The organism is Dactylosporangium sp. NPDC050588 (genome assembly GCF_040654975.1).
GTDB lineage: Bacteria > Actinomycetota > Actinomycetes > Mycobacteriales > Micromonosporaceae > Dactylosporangium > Dactylosporangium maewongense.
In genome coordinates, this window is record NZ_JBFAJA010000002.1 from 194,267 (window position 1) to 216,961 (window position 22,695).

Sequence of the window (22,695 nt, forward strand, 5' to 3'; positions counted from 1 at the left end):
GCCGGGTGTCCCCGGGCTCCGGACACGTACCCTCGCACACGTGACTTCGTACCGTGAGCGTCTCACCGTCGCGTGGTGGCTCTGGCTGCCCGCGGTGGCGGTCGCAGCGCTCCTCGCGGCCGAGGTCAAGCTCGGCGCGCCCGGCCTGGCGACCTGGATCCCGTACGTGGTGCTGCTGCCGCTGGCCACCGTGGGGCTGTGGCGGCTGGGCCGCATCCGTGTCGAGGTGTCCAACGGCGAGCTGCGGGTCGACGACGCGCACATCCCGCTGCGATACATCGGTGAGGTGACGGCGCTGTCGGCCGCGGACAAGCGCGACCTGCTGGGGCCCTACGCGGACCCGGAGGCGTTCGTGATCCAGCGTCCGTGGGTCGCCGGTGCGGTCCGCGTCGACGTGGCGGACGACGCCGATCCCACGCCGTACTGGCTGATCAGCACCCGCCACCCGGAGAAGCTCGCGGCGGCGCTCAGCCCTCGATGACCTTCCGGCCCGGCTGCAGGTCCTTCTTGATGTCGGCGCCGAGGGACAGGGTCGCGCGGCGGTTGAGGAACCCGCCGACGGCGGCCCCGGTCAGGAACGGCCCCAGGGTGCTCAGGTTGCGCCCGAAGCGCTTGAGCAGCCGGTCACGCAGCTCCTTGCGCAGCGCGGTGCCCATGGCGGCCGCGACGCTGCCGCCGACCCGCAGCGGGTTGACGCCACGGCGCTCCGCCCAGGCCTGGACCAGCACCACGGCGCGCTCGGCGCCGGTGCCCTCCACCGGGCGGCCGTAGACGGCGTGCAGCTCGCCGATCAGCTTCATCTCCACGGCGACCACCGCGACCGTCTCCGCGGCCAGCAGGACCGGCGCGGACAGCAGGCTGGGCGTCACGGCCCACTCGACGGCGGCCACACCGCCGCCCGCGGCGCCGATGCCGGCGGTGACCCGGGACGCGTTGCGGATGAGCCGCTCGGCGAGCGCGTCGCCGGTCAGCCCTCCGTGGTGCGCGACCAGTGTGTCCAGGTCGCGCACGGGAATATGCGGTGCGACCCTCGTCACGCTGTCCGTGATCCAGGCGATCGCCTTCTTCGGCCGGAACAGGTCCTTGACGCCCCGCTCGCGGATCTCGAGGCGCACCAGCCGGCCGAGCAGGCGCCGGCGCTCCTTCTGCTCGACGCCTTCGTCGGTCAGGGCCGTCACGGCGGCTGACAGCTCGGCCTCGTCTGCCGCCTCGCCCTGGGTGCCCTCCACGGGCTGGTTCTCGGCGAGCTCGTCGGGCTGGGCCATCGTCTACCTCCGCAGGTGTGAAACGGTGCCGCCTACGACTCAAGCACGCCTTCGCCAGATCCGCGTGATCAACTTGCGGTCAGGCGCACTCCCGGCAGATCAGCTCCCCGTTGCGCTCGGCGGCGAGCTGGCTGCGGTGGTGCACCAGGAAACAGCGCGAGCAGCGGAACTCGTCGGCCTGCATCGGCAGGACCTTGACCGTCATGTCCTCGTCGGCGAGGTCGGCGCCGGGAAGCTCGAACGTCTCTCCCAGGTCGGTCTCGTCCACGTCGACGATCGCCGACTGCGCATCGGTCCGGCGGGACTTCAGCTCTTCGAGGCTGTCCTCCCCCAGGTCGACCTCGTCGCGACGCGGCGCGTCGTAGTCGGTGGCCATCGGTGTTCACACTCCCAATTCATTCGCCCGTAGGTGTCGCGCCCGGTGTAACGTCCAACGGGCGGCGTACCTTACCGCCCTCGTGCGTTTGTTGTACGCCCACTCGCGGAAACTTGTTCCCAATGTGACCCATGCGACACAACGTCGTCCCGACAAGTTGCCCGCCGGGCGCGGCGGATGCGACCTTACCTCCACCTGACGGTTTCCGTGGGGAGTCATCCCGCAACGGCGAGTAGGAACTTTGCGGTATGCCGGGTGGGGACTTCAACATGGATCTCCGACAGGCGCTAACCTTCCCGGCAGCCAGAGCGTCTATCTGGTGACGGAGTCGCTCTGGGGCGGGGAGATAACACGGCCATGAGTTTCGCGCGGGTGAGGGCACTGGCCCTGGTTGGGCTGCTCGTGGTCACCGCGGCGGTGTTCGTGACCATCGCGTTGATCAAGGACCGCCAGACCGGTCCGGTGTCGGCCAACGAATGCGCGCAGGACGCGGTGATGGTCAACAGCAGGTTGCCCGAGGAGAAGCAGGTCAACCTCAACGTCTTCAACGCCACCTCGAAGCCCGGCCTGGCCGGCGAGATCACCAATGACTTCGCCAGCCGCGGGTTCAAGGCCACGGTGCAGAACGCGGCGCCCAACCCGGCGGTGAAGAAGCCCGAGACGAAGGTCGCGGTCCTCCGCTTCGGCCCGAAGGCCGTCGGCGCCGCGTGGCTCGTCCGGGCGTATTTCCTCGACAAGTCCGAGGACGAGTTCGACAAGAACCGGCAGGACGACAAGGTCGACGTCATCCTGGGCGCGAAGTTCCAGCAGCTGCCGACGGTGACCGAGGTCAAGCAGTCGATCGGCGCGCTGGGCAACCCCGAGCTGCCCGAGGGCACCTGCGCCGAGGCCTAGAAACTCCTCTGGGCCTCTCAGTGCCTCTCAGGGCCTCTCAAGGGCCCTTGTCCGCGTCCAGCTCCACCAGGCGGTCGTGGAGGGCCTTGTGCAGCGCCGGCGGGGCGGCGACCACCATGTCCGGGCCGGGCACGGCGCCCGCCAGGCCCGTCACGAGCAGACCCGCCTCCGCGGCGACCAGGCCACCCGCGGCGTGGTCCCAGGCGTTGAGGCCCTTCTCGTAGTACGCGTCGAGGCTGCCCTCCGCGGCCAGGCACAGGTCGATCGCGGCGGCCCCGAGGCGACGCACGTCGCGGATGTCGCCGATCAGACCGGCGAGCACGGCCGCCTGGTGGAGGCGGCGGTCGGCGGCGTACCCGAAGCCGGTGCCGACGAGCGCCTGACGGAGATCGGTCTGCCGGGAGCCGGACAGCCGCCGACCGTCGGCGTGGGAGCCGCCGCCGAGCACCGCGGTCCACTCGCGGCCGGTCGCGGCGTTGATGACCACCCCCGCCACCACGACGCCGTCGACCTCCGCGGCGAGCGAGACGGCGTACTGCGGCAGGTCGTAGAGGTAGTTCACGGTGCCGTCGATCGGGTCGAGGATCCAGCGCACCGCGCTCGCCTGCTGGGAGTCTCCGTACTCCTCGCCCAGCACGGCGTCGCCCGGCCGGGCGCGCCGGATGGCCTCCCGGACCTGCCGCTCGACCGCCTGGTCGGCGGCCGTGACCACGTCGGTGAGCGTGGACTTGGTCGCCACGGGGTCCACGCCGGCGGCGCGCATGGCCTTGGCGAGGGCCGCAGCCCCCCGGGCGATGGGCACCGCGAGGGCCAGCAGTTCGTGTCCGCGATCCATACGACCCATCCTGTCAGGGCCCTGATCCGCCCATCCGTTCGGTCACAACGTGGCGTCTAGGCCCGCTAGGCGGGATGTTGGGGCGAGAGAGCGTTACAATTCACGCGCTGCCCGCTGTCGCTCGTGAATCCGCCCCGGACGCACGGCACACGGGCGCCACCAAAAGCACCCAGGCCCACTCAGCACGGCCGCGCCGTGCGCGAACTCGGCCGCACCGGCCGTCGCTCGCTCATCGCACCGGAAGGTCGTTCGTGACAGCAGCTCACCAGCCCAGCGTCGACGTACGCTCGCTCGCCGACTCGCTGATCGCGCGTGCGGCCGCCAATGGCGGCCACCTCACGTCGGCGGAGGTCGCGCAGGCGGTCGACACCGCAGATGTGACCCCCGCACACGCCAAGAAGCTGCTCAGGAGTCTCGCCGAGGCGGGAGTCACCGTCGTCGTCGACGACTCCGCCAACGGGCGGCGCCGGGTCGCGGCGGCACGGTCCGCGACCCCTGCATCCAAGGCGGCCACCGCCAAGGCCGCACCCGCGCGCAAGGCGCCGGTCGCCAAGCCGCTGACAGCCGTCGAGTCCACACCGGATTCGGGGGTGGAGAGGGCGCCCGTGAAGAAGGCACCGACACCAGCAGCTCCCGCCAAGAAGGCCGCCCCGGTCGCGGCAGCGACCGCTCCGGCGAAGGCCGCGCCGGCCAAGAAGGCGGCGCCGGCGAAGAAGGCCGCCGGGCCCGTCAAGAAGGCCGTCCCCGGCGACGCCGACCCGGCCGCCCCGAAGGGCGCCGGCGAGGAGCCGGAGCTCGAGGAGATCGACGACGCCGAGCTCGCGGCGGAGATCGAGGACGTGGTCGTCGAGGAGCCGGTCGAGGTCGTGAAGGCCGTCGAGGCCGACGCCGAGGCCACCGCGACCGACGACGACTTCGCGTGGGACGACGAGGAGTCCGAGGCGCTCAAGCAGGCCCGCCGCGACGCGGAGCTGACGGCGTCGGCCGACTCGGTCCGTGCCTATCTGAAGCAGATCGGCAAGGTCCCCCTGCTGAACGCCGAGCAGGAGGTCGAGCTGGCCAAGCGGATCGAGGCGGGCCTCTACGCGGCCGAGCGGCTGCGGGCCGCCGAGGACGCGGGCGAGCCGATGGTCATGCCGGCCAGCCGCGACTTCATGTGGATCTCCCGCGACGGCGAGCGCGCCAAGAACCACCTGCTCGAGGCCAACCTGCGTCTGGTCGTCTCGCTCGCGAAGCGGTACACGGGCCGCGGCATGGCGTTCCTGGACCTCATCCAGGAGGGCAACCTCGGCCTCATCCGCGCCGTCGAGAAGTTCGACTACACCAAGGGCTACAAGTTCTCCACGTACGCCACCTGGTGGATCCGGCAGGCCATCACCCGCGCCATGGCCGACCAGGCCCGCACCATCCGCATCCCGGTGCACATGGTCGAAGTGATCAACAAGCTCGGCCGCATCCAGCGCGAGCTGCTCCAGGACCTGGGCCGCGAGCCCACCCCGGAGGAGCTGGCCAAGGAGATGGACATCACGCCGGAGAAGGTGCTGGAGATCCAGCAGTACGCGCGTGAGCCCATCTCCCTCGACCAGACCATCGGCGACGAGGGCGACAGCCAGCTCGGCGACTTCATCGAGGACTCCGAGGCGGTCGTCGCGGTCGACGCGGTGTCCTTCTCGCTCCTGCAGGACCAGCTCCAGCAGGTGCTGCAGACCCTCTCGGAGCGGGAGGCGGGCGTGGTGCGGCTGCGGTTCGGCCTCACCGACGGCCAGCCGCGGACCCTCGACGAGATCGGCCAGGTCTACGGCGTGACCCGCGAGCGCATCCGCCAGATCGAGTCGAAGACCATGTCGAAGCTGCGCCACCCGTCGCGTTCGCAGGTCCTGCGCGACTACCTCGACTGATCCTCGCATTCCGCTGTGCGCGAACCCGGGCTGTCCCTTTTGGGGCGGCCCGGGTGTGTTTCCGGTCACCGAGGGCATGAGGGAGGGGCGCCGCCGCCTCAACCCACTTGTGATCGCCGCCGTGGCGCGATAGGAAGCACGTAGCGGGTGTTGCAGTTCCGGCTTCCGCGAGCACGACAGAAATGTGACATCGGTCCCGCACGCGAGGTGGGAACGATGTCGGGCAACACGGTGTTGAACCATCTGTGAACGACGCAAGGAAGCGTTCGTCGGTGACGATCAGAGGAGGAAGGCGATGACCCCGACCCTCACGCCGCCGCCGGAGACGGCAGCGCCCCCAGCCGCCGAGGAACGGTGCGACCGCTGCAGCGCGGCAGGCAAACTACGAGTTCGGCTCGCCGAAGGCGGCGACCTGATCTTCTGTGGACATCACGCAAACAAGTACGCCGACCAACTGGTCAAGATCGCGGTGGAGGTGGCCGTCGCCCCGGACTTCACGTGGCGCGGCACCGAGATCACGGCCAGCTGACCAATACCCCGCACGTAGGGCGTCCCGGGCATCCCGGGCGCCCTACGGCCATCTCCAGGCCCGGCCCCGTTCCCGGCACTCACCTGACTCCCGCGCGCTCGCCCGCCGACCACCGCTCCCCTGGCGGCCCCGCGCTCCTTCCGGTGACCACGCTCGCACCGGCGCCCTTTCGGGCATCCACGCGCGCCCTGACTCCTCTCGACGGCCACGCACGCCTCTCGCCCGCCGCAGCGCTTCTTCTGACGACTGCGCACCCTCTCGCCGTCGGCGGGCTCTTCCCGGCGACCGTGCTCCTTCCTGACTCGGGCTGGCCACTCCTCCTGATGCCGCGAACTCTCGCGTCCTCGTCGACGGCGGACTCTCCCGGCCGTGCTCCTTCCTGACTCGGGCTGGCCGCCTCTTCTGACGCTGCGCACCCCCTCGCCGGCAGCGGCTCCTTCCCGGCGGCCGCGCGCTCTTGCGCTGGCCACCCTCTCACCGACGGCCGCGCGTGCTGGTGCCGCTGCATGCCGTCCCACCATCACGGGCCGCACTGAAGCCCCACTTCCCGGCCCACGCCCACCACCCCCATGATCGACAACCAGTCCGACCACCCCGGGAACGGAAAGATCAACCCACCCAGCGCCCTTCTTCGATCCCCCCGACAACCGCCACCGCCGCACTCACCGTCACGGACCACCCGCGTCACCACTCACTCGCGCGACCCCAGCCGCAGATTCACCCAAACACGACCAATCGCATCATCATTCAGCAAAACCACCACGCCGCTGGCCGCCACCATGATCCAAGGACCGCCACGGCCACCCCGACGACCAGCCCCGTCCTTCGATCACCGCTGACAACCCAACAGCGTCGCCACTCACTCCCCCAGCGCGCACAACCAGCGGCGGCATCGCTCCAACCGCGACCAATCGCACCACCACCCGGACCAAACGGCACAAGAACCGCCACGGCGGCGGCCATGATCGAAGGATCGCTGCGGTCGCCCGGACGACCAGCCCCGTCCTTCGATCACCATCGGCAACGGCGACAACCCAGCCGCGCCGTTGTTCGGTCCCCAACGCGCATTCTCACCGGCGGCCGATGGCTCAAACGCGACGAATCGGATCTTCACCCGGGCTCAGTGGCACGAGAAACGGCGCAGCGGCGGGTGCCGCCTTGAGTAAGGGCGGGTTACATGGTCTGGATGGTGGCGATCCGCTCCTCGAGCTGCTCGATCGTCGCCTGGGCGCTCGGGGGGCCGCCGCAGAGGCGGCGGAGTTCGGCGTGGATTTTGCCGTGGGGCAGGTTGGTGCGGTGGTGGTGGGCGGCGACCAGGGTGTTCAGCTGGCGGCGCAGGACGATGCGGCGCTCGCCGGCGGTTTTCGGAGGTTCGGGAGCCATGGTGGCGGCGGCGGCCGGGGCGCGACGCTTCTCGGCCGCGAGCTGCTCGGCCTGGCGCTTGTTGAGCAGCGTGGACACCTGGTCGGCGGTGAGGAGGCCGGGCAGCCCCAGGTACTCCTCCTCCTCGGCGGAGCCGGTCTGCGCCGGCACGCCGAAGGCGGTCCCGTCGAAGATGACCTGGTCGAGCTCGGCCGTCGCGGAGAGGGCCTCGAAGCTCTTCAGGAGGTCGTCGCCGGCCTTCTCCTCGCGCTGGGCGCGCTCCAGCAGGTCGTCCTCGAAGCCTTCCTTCGTCTTCGGGGCGCCGAGGACGTGGTTGCGCTGCGCCTCCATCTCGGAGGCGAGCTCCAGCAGGTGCGGCACGCTCGGCACGAAGACGGTCGCGGTCTCGTTGGTGCCGCGGGCGCGCACGAAGCGGCCGATCGCCTGGGCGAAGAAGAGCGGGGTGGAGGCGCTGGTGGCGTACACGCCGACGGCCAGGCGCGGGATGTCGACGCCTTCGGAAACCATCCGGACGGCGACCATCCAACGCTCCTGCGACGCGGAGAACGAGGCGATGCGGCCGGAGGAGCCCTGGTCGTCGGAGAGGACCACGACGGCCTTCTCGCCCGTGATCTCGCCGAGGACCCTCGCGTAGGCGCGGGCGGCGGTCTGGTCGCTGGCGATGACGAGGCCGCCCGCGTCGGGCATGCCGCCGCCGCGCAGCACCTGCAGGCGGGCGTCGGCGGCGCGCAGGACCTGAGACATCCAGTCGCCGGTCGGGTCGAGGGCGGTGCGCCACGCCTGGGCGATGAGGTCCTGGGTCATCGGTTCGCCGAGGCGGGCGGCCAGCTCGTCGCCGGCGGAGGTGCGCCAGCGCGTCTCACCCGAGTAGGCGAGGAAGATGACGGGCCGCACGACGCCGTCGGCGAGGGCCTCGGCGTAGCCGTAGGTGGTGTCGGAGCGGGAGCGGGCGATGCCGTCGTTGCCCCGCTCGTACTGCACGAACGGAATCGGGTTCTCGTCGGACCGGAACGGGGTGCCGGTCAGCATCAGCCGACGCACGGCGGGCTCGAACGCGGCCTTGACCCCGTCGCCCCACGACTTCGAGTCGCCGGCGTGGTGGATCTCGTCCAGGACGACAAGGGTCTTTCTTGTGATCGTTCGCCGCTTGTGTACCTCCGGAGCGATGCCGACCTGCGCGTAGGTGACGACCGTCCCGTGGAAGTCGGAGGACGTGTGCACGTCGGCGTTGCGGAAGCCCGGGTCGAGGTCGATCCCGACGCGGGCGGCGGCCTCCGCCCACTGCTTCTTCAAGTGCTCGGTCGGCGTGACGACCGTGACGTTGTCGATGGTGCCGTCGGCGAACAGCTCCAGGGCGATCCGCAGGGCGAACGTCGTCTTGCCGGCGCCGGGCGTGGCGACGGCGAGGAAGTCATCGCGCTTGCCGCGCAGGTACTCCATCAAGGCCTTGCGCTGCCACACCCGGAGCGTCTGTCCTGCCTGCACCACCGGACGCGGCGGCATGCGGCACCCCCTCGAGGACCATGAACCCACACGGAAACGCCTCCGGGTCTTGGTGGACCGCGAAGGCGTTGCTCAGCCTAGCGGGCGCGGACGGGCCAGGTGCCGATCCGCGCCGAACGTCACTGTGAGAGGAGGACGACCGTCAGGACGGGTCGTCGTTCTGCACCACGTTTTCGTAGATGTCCTTGCAGACCGGACAAACCGGGAACCGGCTCGGGTCGCGCGACGGGACCCACAGCTTGCCGCACAGCGCCCGCACCGGCGTGCCCTCGATCATGGCCTGCATGATCTTGTCCTTGGGCGCATAGTGCGAGAACTTCTCGTGGTCGCCGGCGTCATAGCGATAGTCGGTCTGCTCCTCGACGCGCTCGTCCGTGAGCGTCGAGCCGCCACCGCCTGGAGTCTCGGGAGTCGTTGTCACGGTCCCAGTCTGCCAGGCCGACGGCCATGATGCCGCACGGCGAGCGGGGTTATCGTTGCGTGGTGATCAACCATGCCATCCGTTACGGAGCCGAGGTCGCGGCCGCCAGGGAAGCCGGCTCGCCGGTCGTCGCGCTGGAGAGCACCATCATCTCGCACGGGCTGCCCCGGCCGTCGAACCTGACCGTCGCGAGGGACATCGAGGCGACCGTGCGGGCCGCGGGCGCCGTCCCCGCGACGATCGGCATGCTCGGCGGCGAGATCGTGGTCGGCCTGTCCGACGAGGAGATCGTGCACCTGGCCGGCAGCGACGACGTCGTGAAGCTCTCCGTGCGCGACCTGGCCCCCGCCGCGGCGGGCCGGGCCGACGGCGCGACGACGGTGGCGGCGACCTCGGCGATCGCGGTCGCGGCCGGCATCGCGGTCTTCGCCACGGGCGGGCTCGGCGGGGTGCACCGTGGCGCGGGCACGACGTTCGACGAGTCGGCCGACCTGACGGCGCTGTCCCGGCTGCCGATCACCGTGGTCTGCGCCGGGGTGAAGTCGATCCTGGACGTCGGCGCCACGTTGGAGCGGCTGGAGACGCTGGGCGTGAGCGTCGTGGGGTACGGGACCCGCCGCTTCCCCGGCTTCTACCTCACCGACGGCGGGTTCGATCTGGACTGGTCCGTCGACGACCCGGCCAGCGCGGCGGCCATCGTGCGGGCGGCCCGGGCTCAGGCAGTACACCAGGGGGCGACGATCATCGCCAACCCGCTGCCGGTCGACGAGCAGCTCGACCCCGACCTGCACGACCGCGTCCTGGCCGAGGGCCTCGCCGGGCTGGAGCGCGACCACGTGACGGGCAAGGACGTCACCCCCCACCTGCTGTCACACTTCCACGCCGCCACCGAGGGCCGCTCGCTGGACGTGAACGTGAGGATCATCCTGCGCAACGCCGACCTGGCGGCCCGCATCGCCGCGGCGCTGTGACGGTCGTCGTCGTCGGTGACGTGGTCACCGACATCGTCACGGTCCACGAGGGGCCCCTCGCCATCGGCTCCGACACGCTCGCCTCGGTCGCGATCCGGGGCGGCGGGTCCGCGGCCAACACGGCCGCCTGGCTCGGCTCTGTCGGGCACCCGGTGGTGTTCGCGGGGGTCGCCGGCGACGACGAGCCCGGCTCCGCGCGCCTGGCCGAGCTGGTCGCGGCCGGCGTCACCACCACCGTCCGCCGCGTGCCGCAGGTCGCGACCGGGACGGTGGTGGTGCTCGCCTCCGACGCGGAGCGGACGATGTTCACCGACCGGGGCGCCAACCAGCTCCTGTCCCCCGCCGACGTCGACCGCGCCCTCGATCTGGCGCTCGCCGCGACACCCGGCGCCAGGCACCTGCACCTGTCCGCGTATGTCCTGTTCGACCCCGACTGCGCGCCCGCCGGCCGTCACGCGCTGGTCGAGGCGCGCCGCCGCGGCCTCACCACCAGCCTCGACGCCGCGTCGGCCGCGCCGCTGCAGCGCCTCGGGTCGTCGTTCTGGTCGTCGGTACCGGACGTCGACCTGCTCTTCGCCAACCTGGACGAGGCGCAGGTCCTCGCCGGGGACGGCACCGCGGCCTCGCTGGCGACGGCGCTGCTGGACCGGGCCGGCGCTGTGGTGGTGAAGTCCGGGGCCGCCGGGGCGACCTGGGCCGGACCTTCCGCCGCACCCGTCCATGTACCGGCGGCGCCGGTCGCGCGGGTGATCGACCCGACCGGCGCCGGCGACGCGTTCGCCGCGGGGTTTCTCGCGGCGTGGCTCACCGGCGCGTCGCCCACGGAAGCGCTGGCCGGCGGCGCCCGGCTCGGCGCCCTGGCCGTGTCCAAGGTCGGCGGCCGGCCGTAGCCGGCCGTAGCTCCGCGCCCGACCCCGCCGTAGTTCCGCGCCCGGCCCCAGGCCGACCCGGGCCCGTCGCCGCAGCCGTGGCCCGCCGGGTCGACACGGAGCCAGGCCGGTGGCGGCGCGCTGCTTTACCTGCAACCTTAGCACCACCGACCAAATTTCTTGTCGGTGACGCCGCCCATCATAATGCATGCGCGCCGGCGGCCGGCCGTAGCTCCGCGCCCGACCCCGGGCCGACCCGGGCCCGTCAGCCGTCGATGACCTTGGGCTCCTTGGGCTCCGCGTGCTCACGGTCGCTGAGCGCGTGGCCCGGATCGGGGTGCGACTGCTGCGGCTGCCGCCGGGACTGCAGCTTGTTGCGGAGCAGGTGCTCGGGCCGCGGCCCCCTGTCGTTGGCGAGCAGCACCGCCGCCCACGGCAGGACCAGCGCCCCGGCCACCAGCAGGCTCAGCCACAGCCACAGCAGCGGCACCTTCGCCGTGACCAGCACCGCCGCGACGATCACGCAGAGGCCGCGCAGCAGCATCATCGCCACATACCGCCGCTCGCGGGATCGAAGCTCCTGCTCGGGCGAACGCTCGGCGGTGGTGATCAGCTGCGGTTTCGGCCTGCGTCCCATCATCACCACCGAGTCTGCCACGTTTCGCGGATCAGGTGTCCGACGGCTTCACCGGCGCCGCATGCACACCGCCGCTGTGGTCCGTCGGCCGGTTGACACTGCCGGTCGCGAGCAGGTCGCGGATCTCGGTCAGCAGCCGGATGTCTTCGGCGGGCGCGGCCGGCTCCGGCTCGATGCCCCGCTTGCGTCGCTCGGCCAGCTTGTTCATCGGCAGCACCACGAGGAAGTAGACGGTCGCCGCGGTCAGCAGGAACCCGATCACCGAGTTCAGGAACGCCGGCCACGCCAGGAACTGCGACCCGATCTTCAGCCCCTGGTTCTTGTCGTCGACCCCGATGCCGCCGGTCAGCTTGATCAGTGGTTGCAGGAAGCCGTCCGTGAACGCCTTGACCACGTCGTTGAACGCGGCCCCGATGACGACGGCGACGGCAAGCTCGATGACATTGCCGCGCGAGATAAAGTCCTTGAAACCCTTCAGCACGTTAGGCACACTACGACCCCGGCCGCCCCGGCGCACCCGACGCTTTCGCCGCCGCCTTCATCTGTTTCTTGAACTCCCTGACCTTTCCGAGGGAGTCGCCGTCGACGATGTCGGCGACGGAGCGGTGCGAGCCGACCTCGCCGTATCCGCCGGCAGCCTCGCGCCAGCCGTCGGGCTGCACGCTGTACTGCTTGCCGAGCAGCGCCACGAAGATCTGCGCCTTCTGCTTGCCGAAGCCCGGCAGCGCCTGCACCCGCCGCAGCAGCTCGCCCCCCGAGGCGACACCGGTCCACATCGCGGCGGTGTCCCCGTCGTACCGGTCGACGAGCACCCGGCACACCTCCTGCACCCGGGCCGCCATCGCCTTCGGAAACCGGTGCAGCGCCGGCGGCGTCGCGAAGATCTCCACCAGCGCGTCAGGGTCGAACTCCGCCAGCTCCTGCGCCGTCGGCTCATGCCCCAACCGCTGCGAAAGCACCCAGGGCGACGAGAACGCCTTCTCCAGCGGAATCTGCTGATCGAGCGTCATCCCGACCAGCAGCGCGAGCGGGTCCCGGTCCAGCAGGGCGTTCGCTTCGACGGGGATCGGCAACGAGAACGGCATGCCGACAGTTTCCCCTACGCGGGTCGCGCGTGGTGGCGCGCGACACGAAGCGGCTCAGTCGGTGCGGGCCTCGTCCTGGCCCCGCCACCAGGCCTCCAGCCCGCCGGTCTCATCGTCGAGCCACGAGATCCAGGGAAGGTGCCGCGCCAGTTCGACGACGTCGGACATCGGCACCTCGTCCCGCAGGCGCTGCAACTGCGGCGGTATTGCCGCCGTGGTGAGATTGAGCCAGGCGATCGCTCCGCCCAGGCGGTCCTCGATCGGCGCCTTCACGTCAGACCACAGCGCCTGTGTCCACTCCAGCGCCTCGGGAACACGGTCCAGCTCTCGATCATGCTGCGCGAGGCAGATGACCAGAATCACCCTCACCACCGCATCGGTCTCGACGGCAAGCCTCGACCGCAGGGTCCCGGTGAGACCCCGGGCGACCGGCAGAGCGGTAACCAGGACATAGGCCGCACGTCCCCGGATGCCGGGATCGTCATCGTGCAGCAGCTCGGTCAGCGGGCCGGCGTAACAGCCCACCATCATCCGGACGGCCTCGACCGCCCAATTCTCCTGATACCCGCTGGAATCGTAGACCGGAACCGGCTGCGCGATCCGCAGCATCCACGGCCGCACCGCCATACGGAGAGCATCCGACCGCGCAAGGTCACCGACCCTCTTCAACGCCCAGGCCCGCACCACGGATGCCCTGTCCTCCACCACCCGCATCAACGACGGCACCACGAACGCACCGGACATCCCCGTATTTCCATCGCTGCAGACAAGCCATCCAAGACTGGTGAACGCCCTCTGCACATCGGCAGGATCATCGCCATGCAATCGTCGGACGACAGCACGAATCTCGGAAAGTGAGGGACCGTAGCCGCTCAACACCTTCCACCGGGGATCGTCCAGGTCCACCGGGCCGGGCGGGAGGGCTGCCACGACGGCCCGCACGTCGAAATCCGGCAGCCACTCCCGGTCCTCCTCGCCAGCCTCCCAATCACCCTGCGCCACGATCACTCCTTCCGCCGACCGCACGGCTGGAGCCATGGTTCTTCAGGGTCGCAGCATCTGCTGGTCCAGCGTCATCCCGACCAGAAGTGCGAGCGGATCCCGGTCCAGCAGTGCGTTCGCCTCTGCGGGAATCGGCAACGAGATTTCCCGAGGGGGGGCGGGTGTCACGATCGCAGCATGGATGTGACCGGCGTCACATGCGCGTCGTGTCGGATCGTGGGGCGGTTGTTCGAGAGACGGGTGACAGGTCGCCACGAAGGAAGGACCCCCGCCATGACCACCACCGTTCCGGACCACATCCGTGCCAACCGGGTCACCCGGTCGCTGCTCGGCTACGGCGTGCTCGCCGGGCCGTTCTACGTCGGCGTCAGCCTTGCGCAGGCGCTGACCCGTGACGGGTTCGATCTGACCCGGCATGCCTGGAGCCTGCTGTCCACCGGCGGACTCGGCTGGATCCAGATCACCAACTTCGTCCTGACCGGGCTGATGGTGATCGCGGCCGCCGTCGGGCTGCACCGCGCGCTGCCGGGAAGTCCGTGGGCGGCGCGGCTCGTTGCGGTCTACGGGGCGAGCCTCGTGGCGGCCGGTGCGCTGCGGGCCGACCCGGCGATGGGCTTCCCCGCCGGTACACCAGAAGGACCGGGAACGGTGAGCTGGCACGGCATCGGGCACCTCGCCGCGGGCGGCGTCGGCTTCCTCTGCGTGATCGTGGCGTGCTTCGTCGTCGCCCGCCGCTTCGGCCGCGAGGGCGACAAGGGCTGGGCCGTGTACAGCCGGGTGTCCGGCGTGCTGTTCCTCGCCGGTTTCGCCGGGATCGCCTCCGGCAACAGCGCGCCGGCCCTGACCCTGGGCTTCGTCGCGGCCGTGATCGTCATCTGGACCTGGCTCGCGGCCGTCTCCGTCAAGCTGTACCGAACCCTCCCCGGATGCTGAAGGGCCCGGCGGAGTTGCCAGGCGCCGTCGCGGCAGGAGCCGGCCACATGTCCGTGCAGGACTCGGGCCACCCAGTTGCGACGGCGCCGTGCAACCACTACCGTTCTACGCATGTGGTCATATGCAAATATTCCAAGCTCACCGCGACCGGCGATCCTGGTAATACCTCTGGTAGGAAGACTGGTAGCAAGGCGAAGACCCCGAGGTAGGATTGTCGGTATGAAGGTGAGTGTGAGCCTGCCGGCAGACGACATCTCGTTCGTGGACGCCTATGCGCGCCGGCGCGGCGACGCCTCCCGGTCGTCGGTGCTGCACCAGGCCATCGAGCTGCTCCGCCTGAGCGAGATGGAGCAGTCCTATGCGGATGCCTGGGACGAGTGGGAGCACACCGACGACGCGGCGCTGTGGGACAGTGCGGTCGGCGACGGGATCGTCGATGCGCCGCGGTGATGTCTTCATGGTCGACTTCGACCCCGCCACCGGCTCGGAGGCCAACAAGGTCCGTCCGGCGGTGCTGGTCAGCAACAACGCCGCCAACAAGGTCGCCGAGCAGCAGGGGCGGGGCGTCGTGACGGTCATTCCGCTGACATCCAACACCGCCCGCATCCACCCGTTCCAGGTCTTGATCCGCGCCGGGGACGGCGGGCTCCCCATCGACTCGAAGGCACAGGCGGAGCAGATCCGGTCCGTCGACGTGCGTCGGCTGCGCCGACGTCTCGGCAATCTCAAGGAGGACACCGTTCGCAGCCTCGACGACGCCCTGCGGGTCCATCTGTCCACCTGACGGAGCAACCGGGATGCACCGCACCGAGACGTCGGCGCTGCGTCGCCTGTGAGCGCGACCACCGGACGGTTGTAGCGTTCCGGACAAGGACAGGGGCGGCTGGGCGCCGGGACAGGGTCGCTACCTCGGGAAACGCTGATGAGCGGGGGCCGGCGGGGTTGAACGGGCGCCATAGCCTGGTGCGATGTTCGAGCGCAGGGTGGTCGCGGCGTGGGCCGTGTTCGGGGGGATCGCGGCGGTGTCGGCCGCGCTGGTGTGGCGGCGGCCTGATGCGCAGCGCCTGTCGGACCTGCACATCTACTACGGGGCGGCGAAGTTCGACGGGCCGCTCTACGACTACGTGGCCGAGAACGGGGGGCCGTTCACGTATCCGCCGTTCGCGATGGTGCTCTTCCGGCCGCTGAGCATGCTGCCCGAGGCGACCCTCGGCGTGCTGTGGCTGGCGATGACCTGCGCGGCCGTGATCGCCATCGCCCGGACGGTGACCAGATCCAGCACCGCAGCCCGCACCGCGCCCGGCACCGCGACCCGCACCGCGCCCGGCACCGCGACCCGCACCGCGCCCGGCACCGCAGCCCACACCGCGTCCGGCACCGCGCCCGGCACCGCGCCCGGCACCGCAGCCCGCATCGCGCCCGGTACCGCAGCCCACACCGCGCCCGGCACCGCAGCCCACACCGCAGCCCGCATCGCGCCCGGCGCCGCAGCCCGCACCCGCACCGCGCCCGGCGCCGCGACCGCGACAGGCACCACGGCGCAGAGCGGCGGAGGGGCGGGGAGCCGGTTCTTCACGCGGGGGCTGATGGCGGCGGGAGTGGCCACGGCGTTGCTGGTGTCGGCGCCGGTGCAGAGCAACCTGCGGTTCGGGCAGGTGAGCATCTTCATCGTGCTGCTGGCGCTGGTCGATGCGGGGCAGGTGGTGCCGGCGCGGTTCCGGGGGACCCTGGTCGGGGTGGCGGCGGCGATCAAGCTCACGCCGCTGCTGTTCGTCGTGTACTTCCTGGTGGCGCGGCGGTACAAGGACGCGGCGCGGGCCGGGGCGGCGTTCGTGGCGTGCGCGGGAGTCGCGGCGGTGCTCATGCCGGGGGCCAGCGTGCGGTACTGGGGCGGCACCATCTTCCAGACGTCGCGCATCGGCGACCTCGCCTCGCTGGGCAACCAGTCGGTGCACGGGATGCTGCTGCGGATCGGGCTGTCGCCCGCGACGCTGCCGGTCGTGTGGGCGGTGCTGATCGCGGCGATCTGCGGGGCCGCGCTGCTGCGGGCCAGGGCGCTGCACCTGCACGGGGATCCGGTGCGGGCGGCGGTCCTGGTGGGCTGCGCGACCGTGGCGGCGTCGCCGGTGTCGTGGACGCACCACCAGGTGTGGACGGTGCTCGCGGCGATGCTGCTGGTCGCGGCCGAGGGGGCGTGGCGGCGGGTGGCCGGGGTCGTGCTGCTGGTCGTGATGACGCTGTCGCTGGGGGTCGTGCTGCGCGGCGTGGCGCTGTACCCGGGCTGGCAGTTCCTGCTGGAGAACGCGCGCTCGCTGGGGCTGGTCGCGGTCTGTGTCGCGGGGGTCGGGGGCGCCGCGTTGCGGCTCGACCGGCGCGTGCGGCTCCGCACGACGAGGCGGATCGCGGTCGCGGCCGTGGCGGGGCTCGCGGCGCTCGCGCTCACGCCGCTGCCGGCCGGCGCCGACCCGACGTTCAAGGCTTACGAAGCGGACGACCTCACCAACCCGCGCTACTTCTACTTCAACGGCGCGCCGGCCGCGGGTGAGCCGATCGCGTACATGATCCGGCGGGAGAAGACGAAGGTCCGGGTCAACGGCGTGGTCGGGGCCGAGGTGGCGGGGCTGCGGTACACCTCGGCGCCGGGCGGGGCGGCCCGCAGCATCCCGCTGCTGGAGGCGGAGGCGGGGGTGCGCACGTTCTCGTTCCGCAGCGCGAACCTGAGCCACGGCCGCCTCGACGTGCTGGACGCGAGCGGGGAGGTCGCGGCCAGCTTCACGAACCTGGCGTGAACCGCTCCGCCTCCAGCACCGACTTGAGGCGGCTCAGGATCCGCGACCAGGCGTCGTCGCGCTCCGGGTCGGGCTCGCGGTCGAGGTCGTCGCAGGTGAGCGAGACCCGGCAGAGACCAGGCTCGGCGGCGGTGATCTCCCAGGTCAGCCAGCAGTGCACCTCCTGCTCCGCGCCGATGCCGGTGTACAGGTTGTGCACCAGCAGCCGCCCCTCCTCGACGTGCACGATGTGCCCGTGCAGCACGTCGGGGACGGGGCCGGCCGCGGCCCGGTAGACGATGGGTGCGCCCGGGATGAACTGCGAGTCGACCGCGAGGCCGAGGTAGAAGCGCCGGGTGAAGGCGGGCTCGGTGATCGCTTGCCAGACGCGGGCCGGGTCGGCGGCGATGTACAGGCTGCAGGTCGAAGTCCTCATACCCGAATCGTGCCCGGGGTGACTTGGGAGGCGCTTGCGCCCGACTTGGCCCCGCCGCCCGTACAGTGGCCGCGACGTCAACCCGAGCAACGGCAGGCCCACCAGTACAGTGGCCGCGACGACGACCCGAGCAGCAGCAGGCCCACCCGTACAGTGGCCGCGACGACGACCCGAGGAGCCTTGCGTGGAAGACCTGATCGCCGAGCTTGAGGCGCAGGAGGAGCGGCTGCGGTTCACGCGGTTCGACAACGACGACGCCTGGACGCTGGGGTCGCTGCTGGTGCGTCTGGGCAAGGAGCGCGGGCTGCCGATCACGATCGACATCCGCCGGCACGGTCACCAGCTGTTCCACGCGGCACTGCCCGGCACGGCACCCGACAACGACCGCTGGATCGAGCGCAAGATCAGGGTCGTGGAGCGGCTGAACGCGTCCTCGTATCTGGTGGGGCGGCGGATGGCCGCGCAGGGCAAGGCGATGGACGCGGCGTACGGCGTCGACCCGGCCGACTACGCCACGCACGGCGGCGCGTTCCCGATCCGGGTCGTGGACGTCGGCGTCGTCGGGGTCGTGACCGTGTCGGGGCTGCCGCAGGCCGAGGACCACGCGCTCGTCGTCGAGGCAGTAGGGCTGTTCCTCGATAGATAGAGGGTTGTCTCAGCGCCCGGGCGGGCCGAGGATTCCGCGTGTGATGAAGCGACTTCTCGTGTGCGTCGCCGCCACCGCGGCCCTCGCACTGACCGGCTGCTCCGACGACGCGCCGACGAACAACGGCGCGGTCGCGGCACCCAGCGTGCAAGAGTCCCTGACCCCGCAGACCGGCCCGGCGCCGACCAAGCCCGGCGCGAGCCCGCAGGCGGGGTGCCCGGTCGACGCGGCGACGCTGGAGAAGGCGTTCGTGGCGAACCTCGACGTCTCCAACGCGGTCGACATCGGCAAGGGGCTGACCGACATCAGCTGCGCCGACGACTGGGCGACGGCGGTGACCCAGCCCGAGGCGATGGACAAGGCGACGGTCCTGTTCCAGTACGACACCGCGAAGAAGCAGTGGCTGGCGATCGCCGGCGGCACCGACGGCGTCTGCGGTTCGCAGGTCCCGGCGTCCGTGGTCAAGAAGCTGAAGAACTGCGGAAAGTGAAGCGCGGGGCTAACGAAAAGTCCGGCTTTATGGTCACATAGGTCATGGAGCGTGAAGCACTGCTCCGGCTCCTCGACGAGGTGCCGGGGGAAGCGTTCGTGGCCTGCAAGGACGCGATCCGGGCCGGCGCGGAATACGTCGTGTGGGACGACACCGTGCCGGCCGATCAGCTCGCGCGCAGCTACTCGCGGCGGGCCCAGCACATGGCGAAGATCGGCACCCCGATGCTCGGCGGCGACGACGCGATCGCCCGGCTGCAGATCGCCGGCGGCCGGCCGCTGCGCATCGGCGAGGCGAAGGTCGAGGACCCGCCGACGCACTTCCAGCTCTTCCTCACCGCCGACGCCACGCGCGTCGTGGCCTGTTTAGGAATCGACCAACGTTGACGTAGCAGGATGTCAGGGTGGACGCACTGCTCGACGCCGACGGTCTCGCCCGGCTCCGCGAGGCGCTGACCTCCGCCCGGTACACCTCCCAGGGCATCAAGGACCTGCTGGGTGAGGCCGCGACAGCCGCCCTCGCCCGCAACGACTTCCGCGCCGCGCTCAAGCGCACCGAGGAGCAGCCCGGCCGGCTCGCCACCCTCGTGCGGCTCTTCGTGTGCGGCCAGACCGTGTCCTTGTCCGCCGTCGCCGAGGCGCTCGATCCCCTGCCGCTCGCCGCCGCGCTGCCGCTCCTGGAAGCGGATGGGGACGGCGTACGGGCGGCCGTCGAGCTGGAGCCGTACGGCGACTGGTGGGTCGTGGCCGACCTGTCCGCCGGGATGCGACCCGGGCGGCCGCTGCCCGGCGACCACGTGCTCGGCATCGGCGGCGCCTCCACCACGCTCGCCGCCGCCGCCCTGCGCGACCCGGTGGCCACGGCGCTCGACCTGGGCACCGGCTGCGGCGTGCAGGCGCTGCATCTGTCGACGCACGCGGCGAAGGTCACCGCGACCGACCTGCTCCCCCGCGCGCTGCGCTTCGCCGCGACGACCGCCGCGCTCAACGGCCTGGACTGGGAGCTGCTGCACGGGGACATGACCGCACCGGTCGCCGGGCGCCGCTTCGACCTGGTCGTGAGCAACCCGCCGTTCGTCGCCGGACCGGGGACGACGGACCACACGTACCGTGACTCCGGCCGCCCCGGGGACGCGGTCTGCGCCGAGCTCGTCGCCGCCGCCCCCGGCCTGCTCACCGACGGCGGTCACATGCAGTTCCTGGCCAACTGGCTGCACGTCAGCGGCGAGCCGTGGGAGGACCGGGTCGCCGACTGGCTCGCCGGCACCGGCCTCGACGCGTGGGTGATCCAGCGGGAGGTGTCCGGCCCGGTCGCGTACGTCAACCTGTGGCTCTCCGACGCCTCCGTCGACCCCGCGCGACAGCCGGCGATCGCGGCGGCCTGGCTCGACTGGTTCGACGCGCGGAAGGTCGACGCGGTCGGGTTCGGCCTCATCACGCTGCGCGCCGGCGGCCACGACGACCCGACGGTGCGGATCGAGGACCTGCGGCAGACCGTCGACGGGCCGCTCGGGCCGCTGATCGGCGACTGGTTCGCCCGCCAGGACTTCCTGCGGTCGGGCGACCTGCTGGGCACGCGGTTCGCCGCGGCGCCGGGCCTCACGCTGCGGCAGGAGGCCACCCAGGGGCCCGACGGATGGGAGGTCGGCCGCCAGGTCCTCGCGCTGCCCGACGGGCTGCGGTGGCGCGAGGAGGTCGACCCGGTGGCCCTCACCCTCGTCGGCGCCTGCAACGGCTCCGTCACCTTGCGCGACCAGGTCGACGTCTTGGCGGCCGCGCACGATGTACCGCCGGACGTCCTCGCCGACGTGGCGGTCCCCCTGGTCGCCCACCTCGTGGAGCGCGGCATCCTGCTGCCCGCCTCGTGAGGGCGCTCGTGCAGACGGTGAGCCGCGCGTCGGTCACCGTCGCCGGTTCCGTCGTCGGCGCCATCGACGACGGCCTGCTCGTGCTGGTCGGCGTCACGCACACCGACGACTTGACGACGGCTGCGACCCTTGCCCGGAAGGTGCACGAGCTGCGCATCCTTCCCGAGGAGAAGTCCGCCGCCGACCTGGGCGCGCCGCTGCTGGTCGTCTCGCAGTTCACGCTGTACGGCGACGCGCGCAAGGGCCGCCGCCCCACCTGGATCGCCGCCGCCCGCCCGGAGGCGGCGGAGCCGCTCATCGAGGCGTTCTGCCAGCACCTGCGAGACCGGGGCGCAGTGGTGGAAACCGGGCGCTTCCGGACCCACATGCTGGTCGAGAGCGTGAACGTCGGACCCCACACGGTGATGCTCGAAATCTAGGACTCACGGATTCGTGCCACGGCTCGGCCGCCTCACCGCCACTTCACGCCCGCTGGGCGAAGCTTCTCCCGTAGGAATGATCGCGCCACTTGCACACGGGAGGCGAGCGAAGTGGCCCAGCCGCTGAGTGACACCACGGAGTTCAACGCAGTCGACGTCGAGACCGACGAGCAGCACGAGCCCCAGATCGACAACACGGGCGTCTCAGCGGACCTCGTTCGCGCATACCTCAACACCATCGGACGGACCAAGCTGCTCACCGCCGAGCAGGAGGTCGACCTCTCCAAGCGGATCGAGGCCGGGCTCTACGCCGAGGAGAAGCTCAGCGCGGGCGACGTCCACCCCGCCTGGATGAACACCTACGAGGTCGTCGTCCGCGAGGGCCGCGCCGCCAAGGCACACCTGCTCGAGGCCAACCTGCGCCTGGTGGTCAGCATCGCCAAGCGGTACACCGGCCGTGGCATGGCGTTCCTGGACCTCATCCAGGAGGGCAACCTCGGCCTCATCCGCGCCGCGGAGAAGTTCGACTACACCAAGGGCTACAAGTTCTCCACGTACGCCACCTGGTGGATCCGGCAGGCCATCACCCGCGCCATGGCCGACCAGGCCCGCACCATCCGCATCCCGGTGCACATGGTCGAGCAGGTCAACCGCATGGTCCGGGTCCGCCGCGACCTCTCCGCCACCCTCGGCCGCGAGCCGGTCGTCGCCGAGATCGCCGCCGCCCTGGGCATCGAGGAGTACCAGGTCATCGAGCTGATCTCGTACGACCGCGAGCCGGTCAGCCTCGACCAGGCCGTCGGCGAGGACGGCGAGAGCGCCCTCGGCGACTTCGTCGCCCGCATCGACCCGCGCGAGGAGCCCGGCGACAGCGTCTCCCAGGGCATGCTGAAGTCCGAGGTCGAGATCGTCCTCTCCACCCTCTCCCAGCGCGAGCAGGCCGTGATCAGGCTCCGCTTCGGCCTCGACGACGGCCGCCAGCGCACCCTCGACGAGGTCGGCCGCGAGTTCGGCCTGTCCCGCGAGCGCATCCGCCAGATCGAGAAGGTCACCCTCCTGAAGCTCCGCCACCCGTCCCGCGCCAAGCGCCTCGAGGCCTACGCCAGCTGAGCTCCGCTTCCGAGCAACGCAACGCCTTGATCGACAGGAACCTGTGGCTGCGGCGACAGCCAGACGTCCCTGTCGACCAAGGCGCCGTCGTTCCACGGATCAGGCAGCGCCGCGACGGCATGCGGCCGGATGCCGCCCCTGACACCAGGCGCCCGGATCGATCTTCGCGGTGATCCAAGGACGGATCCGGCCGCCCGCGCGACCAGAACCGTCCTTGGATCACAGCACCGGGGCACCCCGCTGCTGGACGCAGGCCGGGGGCGGCCACCGGATGCGGCGCAGCCGCTGGCCCTGCCTCGCGCCTCGGCGCAGCGCGTCTCGGCGCAGCACGTCTCGGCGCGGCGCATCGGGATGCTCC

26 protein-coding genes are annotated in these 22,695 nt (G+C 71.3%); 16 read left to right on the forward strand and 10 right to left on the reverse strand.

Features of this window, described 5'->3' with window-relative positions; translation table 11 throughout:
- The first annotated feature begins 40 nt into the window (after positions 1-40).
- Entirely contained in the window at positions 41-481 is a 441-nt protein-coding gene (locus AB0I21_RS02065) for a DUF3093 domain-containing protein (RefSeq protein WP_344503186.1), read from the forward strand.
- Here the strand turns inward: AB0I21_RS02065 and AB0I21_RS02070 are convergent.
- The gene (locus AB0I21_RS02070) at positions 468-1,265 is read right to left on the reverse strand and encodes a hypothetical protein (RefSeq protein WP_360558361.1); all 798 of its coding nucleotides are present in this window, start codon (positions 1,263-1,265) and stop codon (positions 468-470) included. The two genes, AB0I21_RS02065 and AB0I21_RS02070, sit on opposite strands and share 14 nt — an antisense overlap.
- A gap of 79 nt (positions 1,266-1,344) precedes the next feature.
- On the reverse strand, positions 1,345-1,641 hold the full coding sequence (locus AB0I21_RS02075; RefSeq protein ID WP_344503188.1) for a DUF4193 domain-containing protein: 297 nt from the start codon (positions 1,639-1,641) through the stop codon (positions 1,345-1,347).
- Positions 1,642-1,998: 357 nt separating this feature from the next.
- Here AB0I21_RS02075 and AB0I21_RS02080 point away from each other — a divergent pair, with 357 nt between their 5' ends.
- Positions 1,999-2,535 (forward strand): LytR C-terminal domain-containing protein, encoded by a 537-nt coding sequence (locus AB0I21_RS02080; protein WP_360558363.1) that lies wholly within the window; start codon positions 1,999-2,001, stop codon positions 2,533-2,535.
- 37 nt (positions 2,536-2,572) lie between these two features.
- On the opposite strand, the gene AB0I21_RS02085 is transcribed toward AB0I21_RS02080, so the two are convergent.
- Positions 2,573-3,370: an inositol monophosphatase family protein gene (locus tag AB0I21_RS02085; RefSeq protein WP_360558364.1), complete on the reverse strand. Its 798-nt coding sequence runs from the start codon at positions 3,368-3,370 to the stop codon at positions 2,573-2,575.
- A 251-nt stretch (positions 3,371-3,621) separates the two neighbouring features.
- Between AB0I21_RS02085 and AB0I21_RS02090 the strand changes: the two genes are divergently transcribed.
- Positions 3,622-5,268: an RNA polymerase sigma factor gene (locus AB0I21_RS02090; protein WP_360558365.1), complete on the forward strand. Its 1,647-nt coding sequence runs from the start codon at positions 3,622-3,624 to the stop codon at positions 5,266-5,268.
- A 295-nt stretch (positions 5,269-5,563) separates the two neighbouring features.
- Positions 5,564-5,797, forward strand: coding sequence for a hypothetical protein (locus AB0I21_RS02095; RefSeq protein ID WP_344503192.1), 234 nt, complete (start codon positions 5,564-5,566; stop codon positions 5,795-5,797).
- Positions 5,798-6,970: 1,173 nt separating this feature from the next.
- On the opposite strand, the gene AB0I21_RS02100 is transcribed toward AB0I21_RS02095, so the two are convergent.
- Together AB0I21_RS02100 and AB0I21_RS02105 are read right to left on the reverse strand one after the other, a co-directional pair.
- Positions 6,971-8,683: a DEAD/DEAH box helicase gene (locus tag AB0I21_RS02100; RefSeq protein WP_360558368.1), complete on the reverse strand. Its 1,713-nt coding sequence runs from the start codon at positions 8,681-8,683 to the stop codon at positions 6,971-6,973.
- Between the two features lie 142 nt (positions 8,684-8,825).
- On the reverse strand, positions 8,826-9,104 hold the full coding sequence (locus AB0I21_RS02105) for a DUF3039 domain-containing protein (RefSeq protein WP_360558369.1): 279 nt from the start codon (positions 9,102-9,104) through the stop codon (positions 8,826-8,828).
- Between the two features lie 26 nt (positions 9,105-9,130).
- Between AB0I21_RS02105 and AB0I21_RS02110 the strand changes: the two genes are divergently transcribed.
- Entirely contained in the window at positions 9,131-10,075 is a 945-nt protein-coding gene (locus AB0I21_RS02110; RefSeq protein WP_360558371.1) for a pseudouridine-5'-phosphate glycosidase, read from the forward strand.
- Positions 10,072-10,965 (forward strand): PfkB family carbohydrate kinase, encoded by an 894-nt coding sequence (locus AB0I21_RS02115; RefSeq protein WP_360558373.1) that lies wholly within the window; start codon positions 10,072-10,074, stop codon positions 10,963-10,965. The genes AB0I21_RS02110 and AB0I21_RS02115 overlap by 4 nt, the downstream gene beginning before the upstream one ends.
- 244 nt (positions 10,966-11,209) lie before the next feature.
- Here the strand turns inward: AB0I21_RS02115 and AB0I21_RS02120 are convergent, their stop codons facing one another.
- From AB0I21_RS02120 to AB0I21_RS02135, 4 genes are read right to left on the reverse strand one after another with little or no spacing between them, the layout of a single operon-like run.
- A complete protein-coding gene (locus AB0I21_RS02120; protein ID WP_360558375.1) occupies positions 11,210-11,584 on the reverse strand; it encodes a DUF3099 domain-containing protein in 375 nt (124 codons plus the stop codon).
- Positions 11,585-11,612: 28 nt separating this feature from the next.
- A complete protein-coding gene (gene mscL / locus AB0I21_RS02125) occupies positions 11,613-12,098 on the reverse strand; it encodes a large conductance mechanosensitive channel protein MscL (RefSeq protein WP_360558376.1) in 486 nt (161 codons plus the stop codon).
- Complete coding sequence (locus AB0I21_RS02130) at positions 12,073-12,666, reverse strand: HhH-GPD-type base excision DNA repair protein (protein WP_360558378.1); 594 nt, start codon at positions 12,664-12,666, stop codon at positions 12,073-12,075. The genes mscL and AB0I21_RS02130 overlap by 26 nt, the downstream gene beginning before the upstream one ends.
- Before the next feature lie 54 nt (positions 12,667-12,720).
- Positions 12,721-13,668, reverse strand: a complete 948-nt coding sequence (locus tag AB0I21_RS02135; protein ID WP_360558380.1) for a hypothetical protein — start codon at positions 13,666-13,668, stop codon at positions 12,721-12,723.
- 273 nt (positions 13,669-13,941) lie between these two features.
- Between AB0I21_RS02135 and AB0I21_RS02140 the strand changes: the two genes are divergently transcribed.
- The 4 genes from AB0I21_RS02140 (at position 13,942) to AB0I21_RS02155 (ending at position 17,390) form a co-directional block, all read left to right on the forward strand.
- Positions 13,942-14,601 (forward strand): DUF998 domain-containing protein, encoded by a 660-nt coding sequence (locus AB0I21_RS02140; protein ID WP_360558381.1) that lies wholly within the window; start codon positions 13,942-13,944, stop codon positions 14,599-14,601.
- A 219-nt stretch (positions 14,602-14,820) separates the two neighbouring features.
- Positions 14,821-15,051, forward strand: coding sequence for a ribbon-helix-helix domain-containing protein (locus tag AB0I21_RS02145; protein WP_360558383.1), 231 nt, complete (start codon positions 14,821-14,823; stop codon positions 15,049-15,051).
- Positions 15,038-15,385 (forward strand): type II toxin-antitoxin system PemK/MazF family toxin, encoded by a 348-nt coding sequence (locus AB0I21_RS02150; RefSeq protein WP_360558385.1) that lies wholly within the window; start codon positions 15,038-15,040, stop codon positions 15,383-15,385. Before AB0I21_RS02145 ends, AB0I21_RS02150 begins: the two co-directional genes overlap by 14 nt.
- A gap of 184 nt (positions 15,386-15,569) precedes the next feature.
- Positions 15,570-17,390, forward strand: coding sequence for a glycosyltransferase 87 family protein (locus AB0I21_RS02155; protein ID WP_360558387.1), 1,821 nt, complete (start codon positions 15,570-15,572; stop codon positions 17,388-17,390).
- On the opposite strand, the gene AB0I21_RS02160 is transcribed toward AB0I21_RS02155, so the two are convergent.
- Complete coding sequence (locus tag AB0I21_RS02160; RefSeq protein WP_344503205.1) at positions 17,374-17,805, reverse strand: SRPBCC domain-containing protein; 432 nt, start codon at positions 17,803-17,805, stop codon at positions 17,374-17,376. The two genes, AB0I21_RS02155 and AB0I21_RS02160, sit on opposite strands and share 17 nt — an antisense overlap.
- 184 nt (positions 17,806-17,989) lie before the next feature.
- Between AB0I21_RS02160 and AB0I21_RS02165 the strand changes: the two genes are divergently transcribed.
- The 6 genes from AB0I21_RS02165 to sigB all read left to right on the forward strand — a co-directional run bounded on the left by AB0I21_RS02165 (position 17,990) and on the right by sigB (position 22,337).
- On the forward strand, positions 17,990-18,451 hold the full coding sequence (locus AB0I21_RS02165; RefSeq protein ID WP_344503206.1) for a heme-degrading domain-containing protein: 462 nt from the start codon (positions 17,990-17,992) through the stop codon (positions 18,449-18,451).
- Between the two features lie 43 nt (positions 18,452-18,494).
- Positions 18,495-18,941, forward strand: coding sequence for a hypothetical protein (locus AB0I21_RS02170; protein ID WP_360558390.1), 447 nt, complete (start codon positions 18,495-18,497; stop codon positions 18,939-18,941).
- A gap of 44 nt (positions 18,942-18,985) precedes the next feature.
- A complete protein-coding gene (locus AB0I21_RS02175; protein ID WP_344503208.1) occupies positions 18,986-19,327 on the forward strand; it encodes a hypothetical protein in 342 nt (113 codons plus the stop codon).
- A gap of 17 nt (positions 19,328-19,344) precedes the next feature.
- Positions 19,345-20,808 carry a methyltransferase gene (locus AB0I21_RS02180; RefSeq protein ID WP_360558391.1) on the forward strand — a complete coding sequence of 488 codons (1,464 nt, stop codon included), beginning with the start codon at positions 19,345-19,347 and terminating at the stop codon, positions 20,806-20,808.
- Positions 20,805-21,227: a D-aminoacyl-tRNA deacylase gene (gene dtd / locus AB0I21_RS02185; protein WP_360558392.1), complete on the forward strand. Its 423-nt coding sequence runs from the start codon at positions 20,805-20,807 to the stop codon at positions 21,225-21,227. The genes AB0I21_RS02180 and dtd overlap by 4 nt, the downstream gene beginning before the upstream one ends.
- 111 nt (positions 21,228-21,338) lie before the next feature.
- Complete coding sequence (sigB, locus tag AB0I21_RS02190) at positions 21,339-22,337, forward strand: RNA polymerase sigma factor SigB (RefSeq protein WP_344503211.1); 999 nt, start codon at positions 21,339-21,341, stop codon at positions 22,335-22,337.
- Positions 22,338-22,695: the final 358 nt, after the last annotated feature.

What these genes read in the sequence shown, in the direction of transcription:
- AB0I21_RS02080 (WP_360558363.1), top strand. Translation starts at nt 1,999, where the DNA reads ATGAGTTTCGCGCGGGTGAGGGCACTGGCCCTGGTTGGGCTGCTCGTG.
- AB0I21_RS02155 (WP_360558387.1), top strand. Translation starts at nt 15,570, where the DNA reads ATGTTCGAGCGCAGGGTGGTCGCGGCGTGGGCCGTGTTCGGGGGGATC.
- AB0I21_RS02095 (WP_344503192.1), top strand. Translation starts at nt 5,564, where the DNA reads ATGACCCCGACCCTCACGCCGCCGCCGGAGACGGCAGCGCCCCCAGCC.
- AB0I21_RS02160 (WP_344503205.1), bottom strand. Translation starts at nt 17,805, where the DNA reads ATGAGGACTTCGACCTGCAGCCTGTACATCGCCGCCGACCCGGCCCGC.
- AB0I21_RS02110 (WP_360558371.1), top strand. Translation starts at nt 9,131, where the DNA reads ATGATGCCGCACGGCGAGCGGGGTTATCGTTGCGTGGTGATCAACCAT.
- AB0I21_RS02150 (WP_360558385.1), top strand. Translation starts at nt 15,038, where the DNA reads ATGCGCCGCGGTGATGTCTTCATGGTCGACTTCGACCCCGCCACCGGC.
- AB0I21_RS02085 (WP_360558364.1), bottom strand. Translation starts at nt 3,370, where the DNA reads ATGGATCGCGGACACGAACTGCTGGCCCTCGCGGTGCCCATCGCCCGG.
- AB0I21_RS02145 (WP_360558383.1), top strand. Translation starts at nt 14,821, where the DNA reads ATGAAGGTGAGTGTGAGCCTGCCGGCAGACGACATCTCGTTCGTGGAC.
- AB0I21_RS02170 (WP_360558390.1), top strand. Translation starts at nt 18,495, where the DNA reads ATGAAGCGACTTCTCGTGTGCGTCGCCGCCACCGCGGCCCTCGCACTG.
- AB0I21_RS02100 (WP_360558368.1), bottom strand. Translation starts at nt 8,683, where the DNA reads ATGCCGCCGCGTCCGGTGGTGCAGGCAGGACAGACGCTCCGGGTGTGG.
- AB0I21_RS02175 (WP_344503208.1), top strand. Translation starts at nt 18,986, where the DNA reads ATGGAGCGTGAAGCACTGCTCCGGCTCCTCGACGAGGTGCCGGGGGAA.
- AB0I21_RS02130 (WP_360558378.1), bottom strand. Translation starts at nt 12,666, where the DNA reads ATGCCGTTCTCGTTGCCGATCCCCGTCGAAGCGAACGCCCTGCTGGAC.
- AB0I21_RS02120 (WP_360558375.1), bottom strand. Translation starts at nt 11,584, where the DNA reads ATGATGGGACGCAGGCCGAAACCGCAGCTGATCACCACCGCCGAGCGT.
- AB0I21_RS02075 (WP_344503188.1), bottom strand. Translation starts at nt 1,641, where the DNA reads ATGGCCACCGACTACGACGCGCCGCGTCGCGACGAGGTCGACCTGGGG.
- AB0I21_RS02070 (WP_360558361.1), bottom strand. Translation starts at nt 1,265, where the DNA reads ATGGCCCAGCCCGACGAGCTCGCCGAGAACCAGCCCGTGGAGGGCACC.
- AB0I21_RS02140 (WP_360558381.1), top strand. Translation starts at nt 13,942, where the DNA reads ATGACCACCACCGTTCCGGACCACATCCGTGCCAACCGGGTCACCCGG.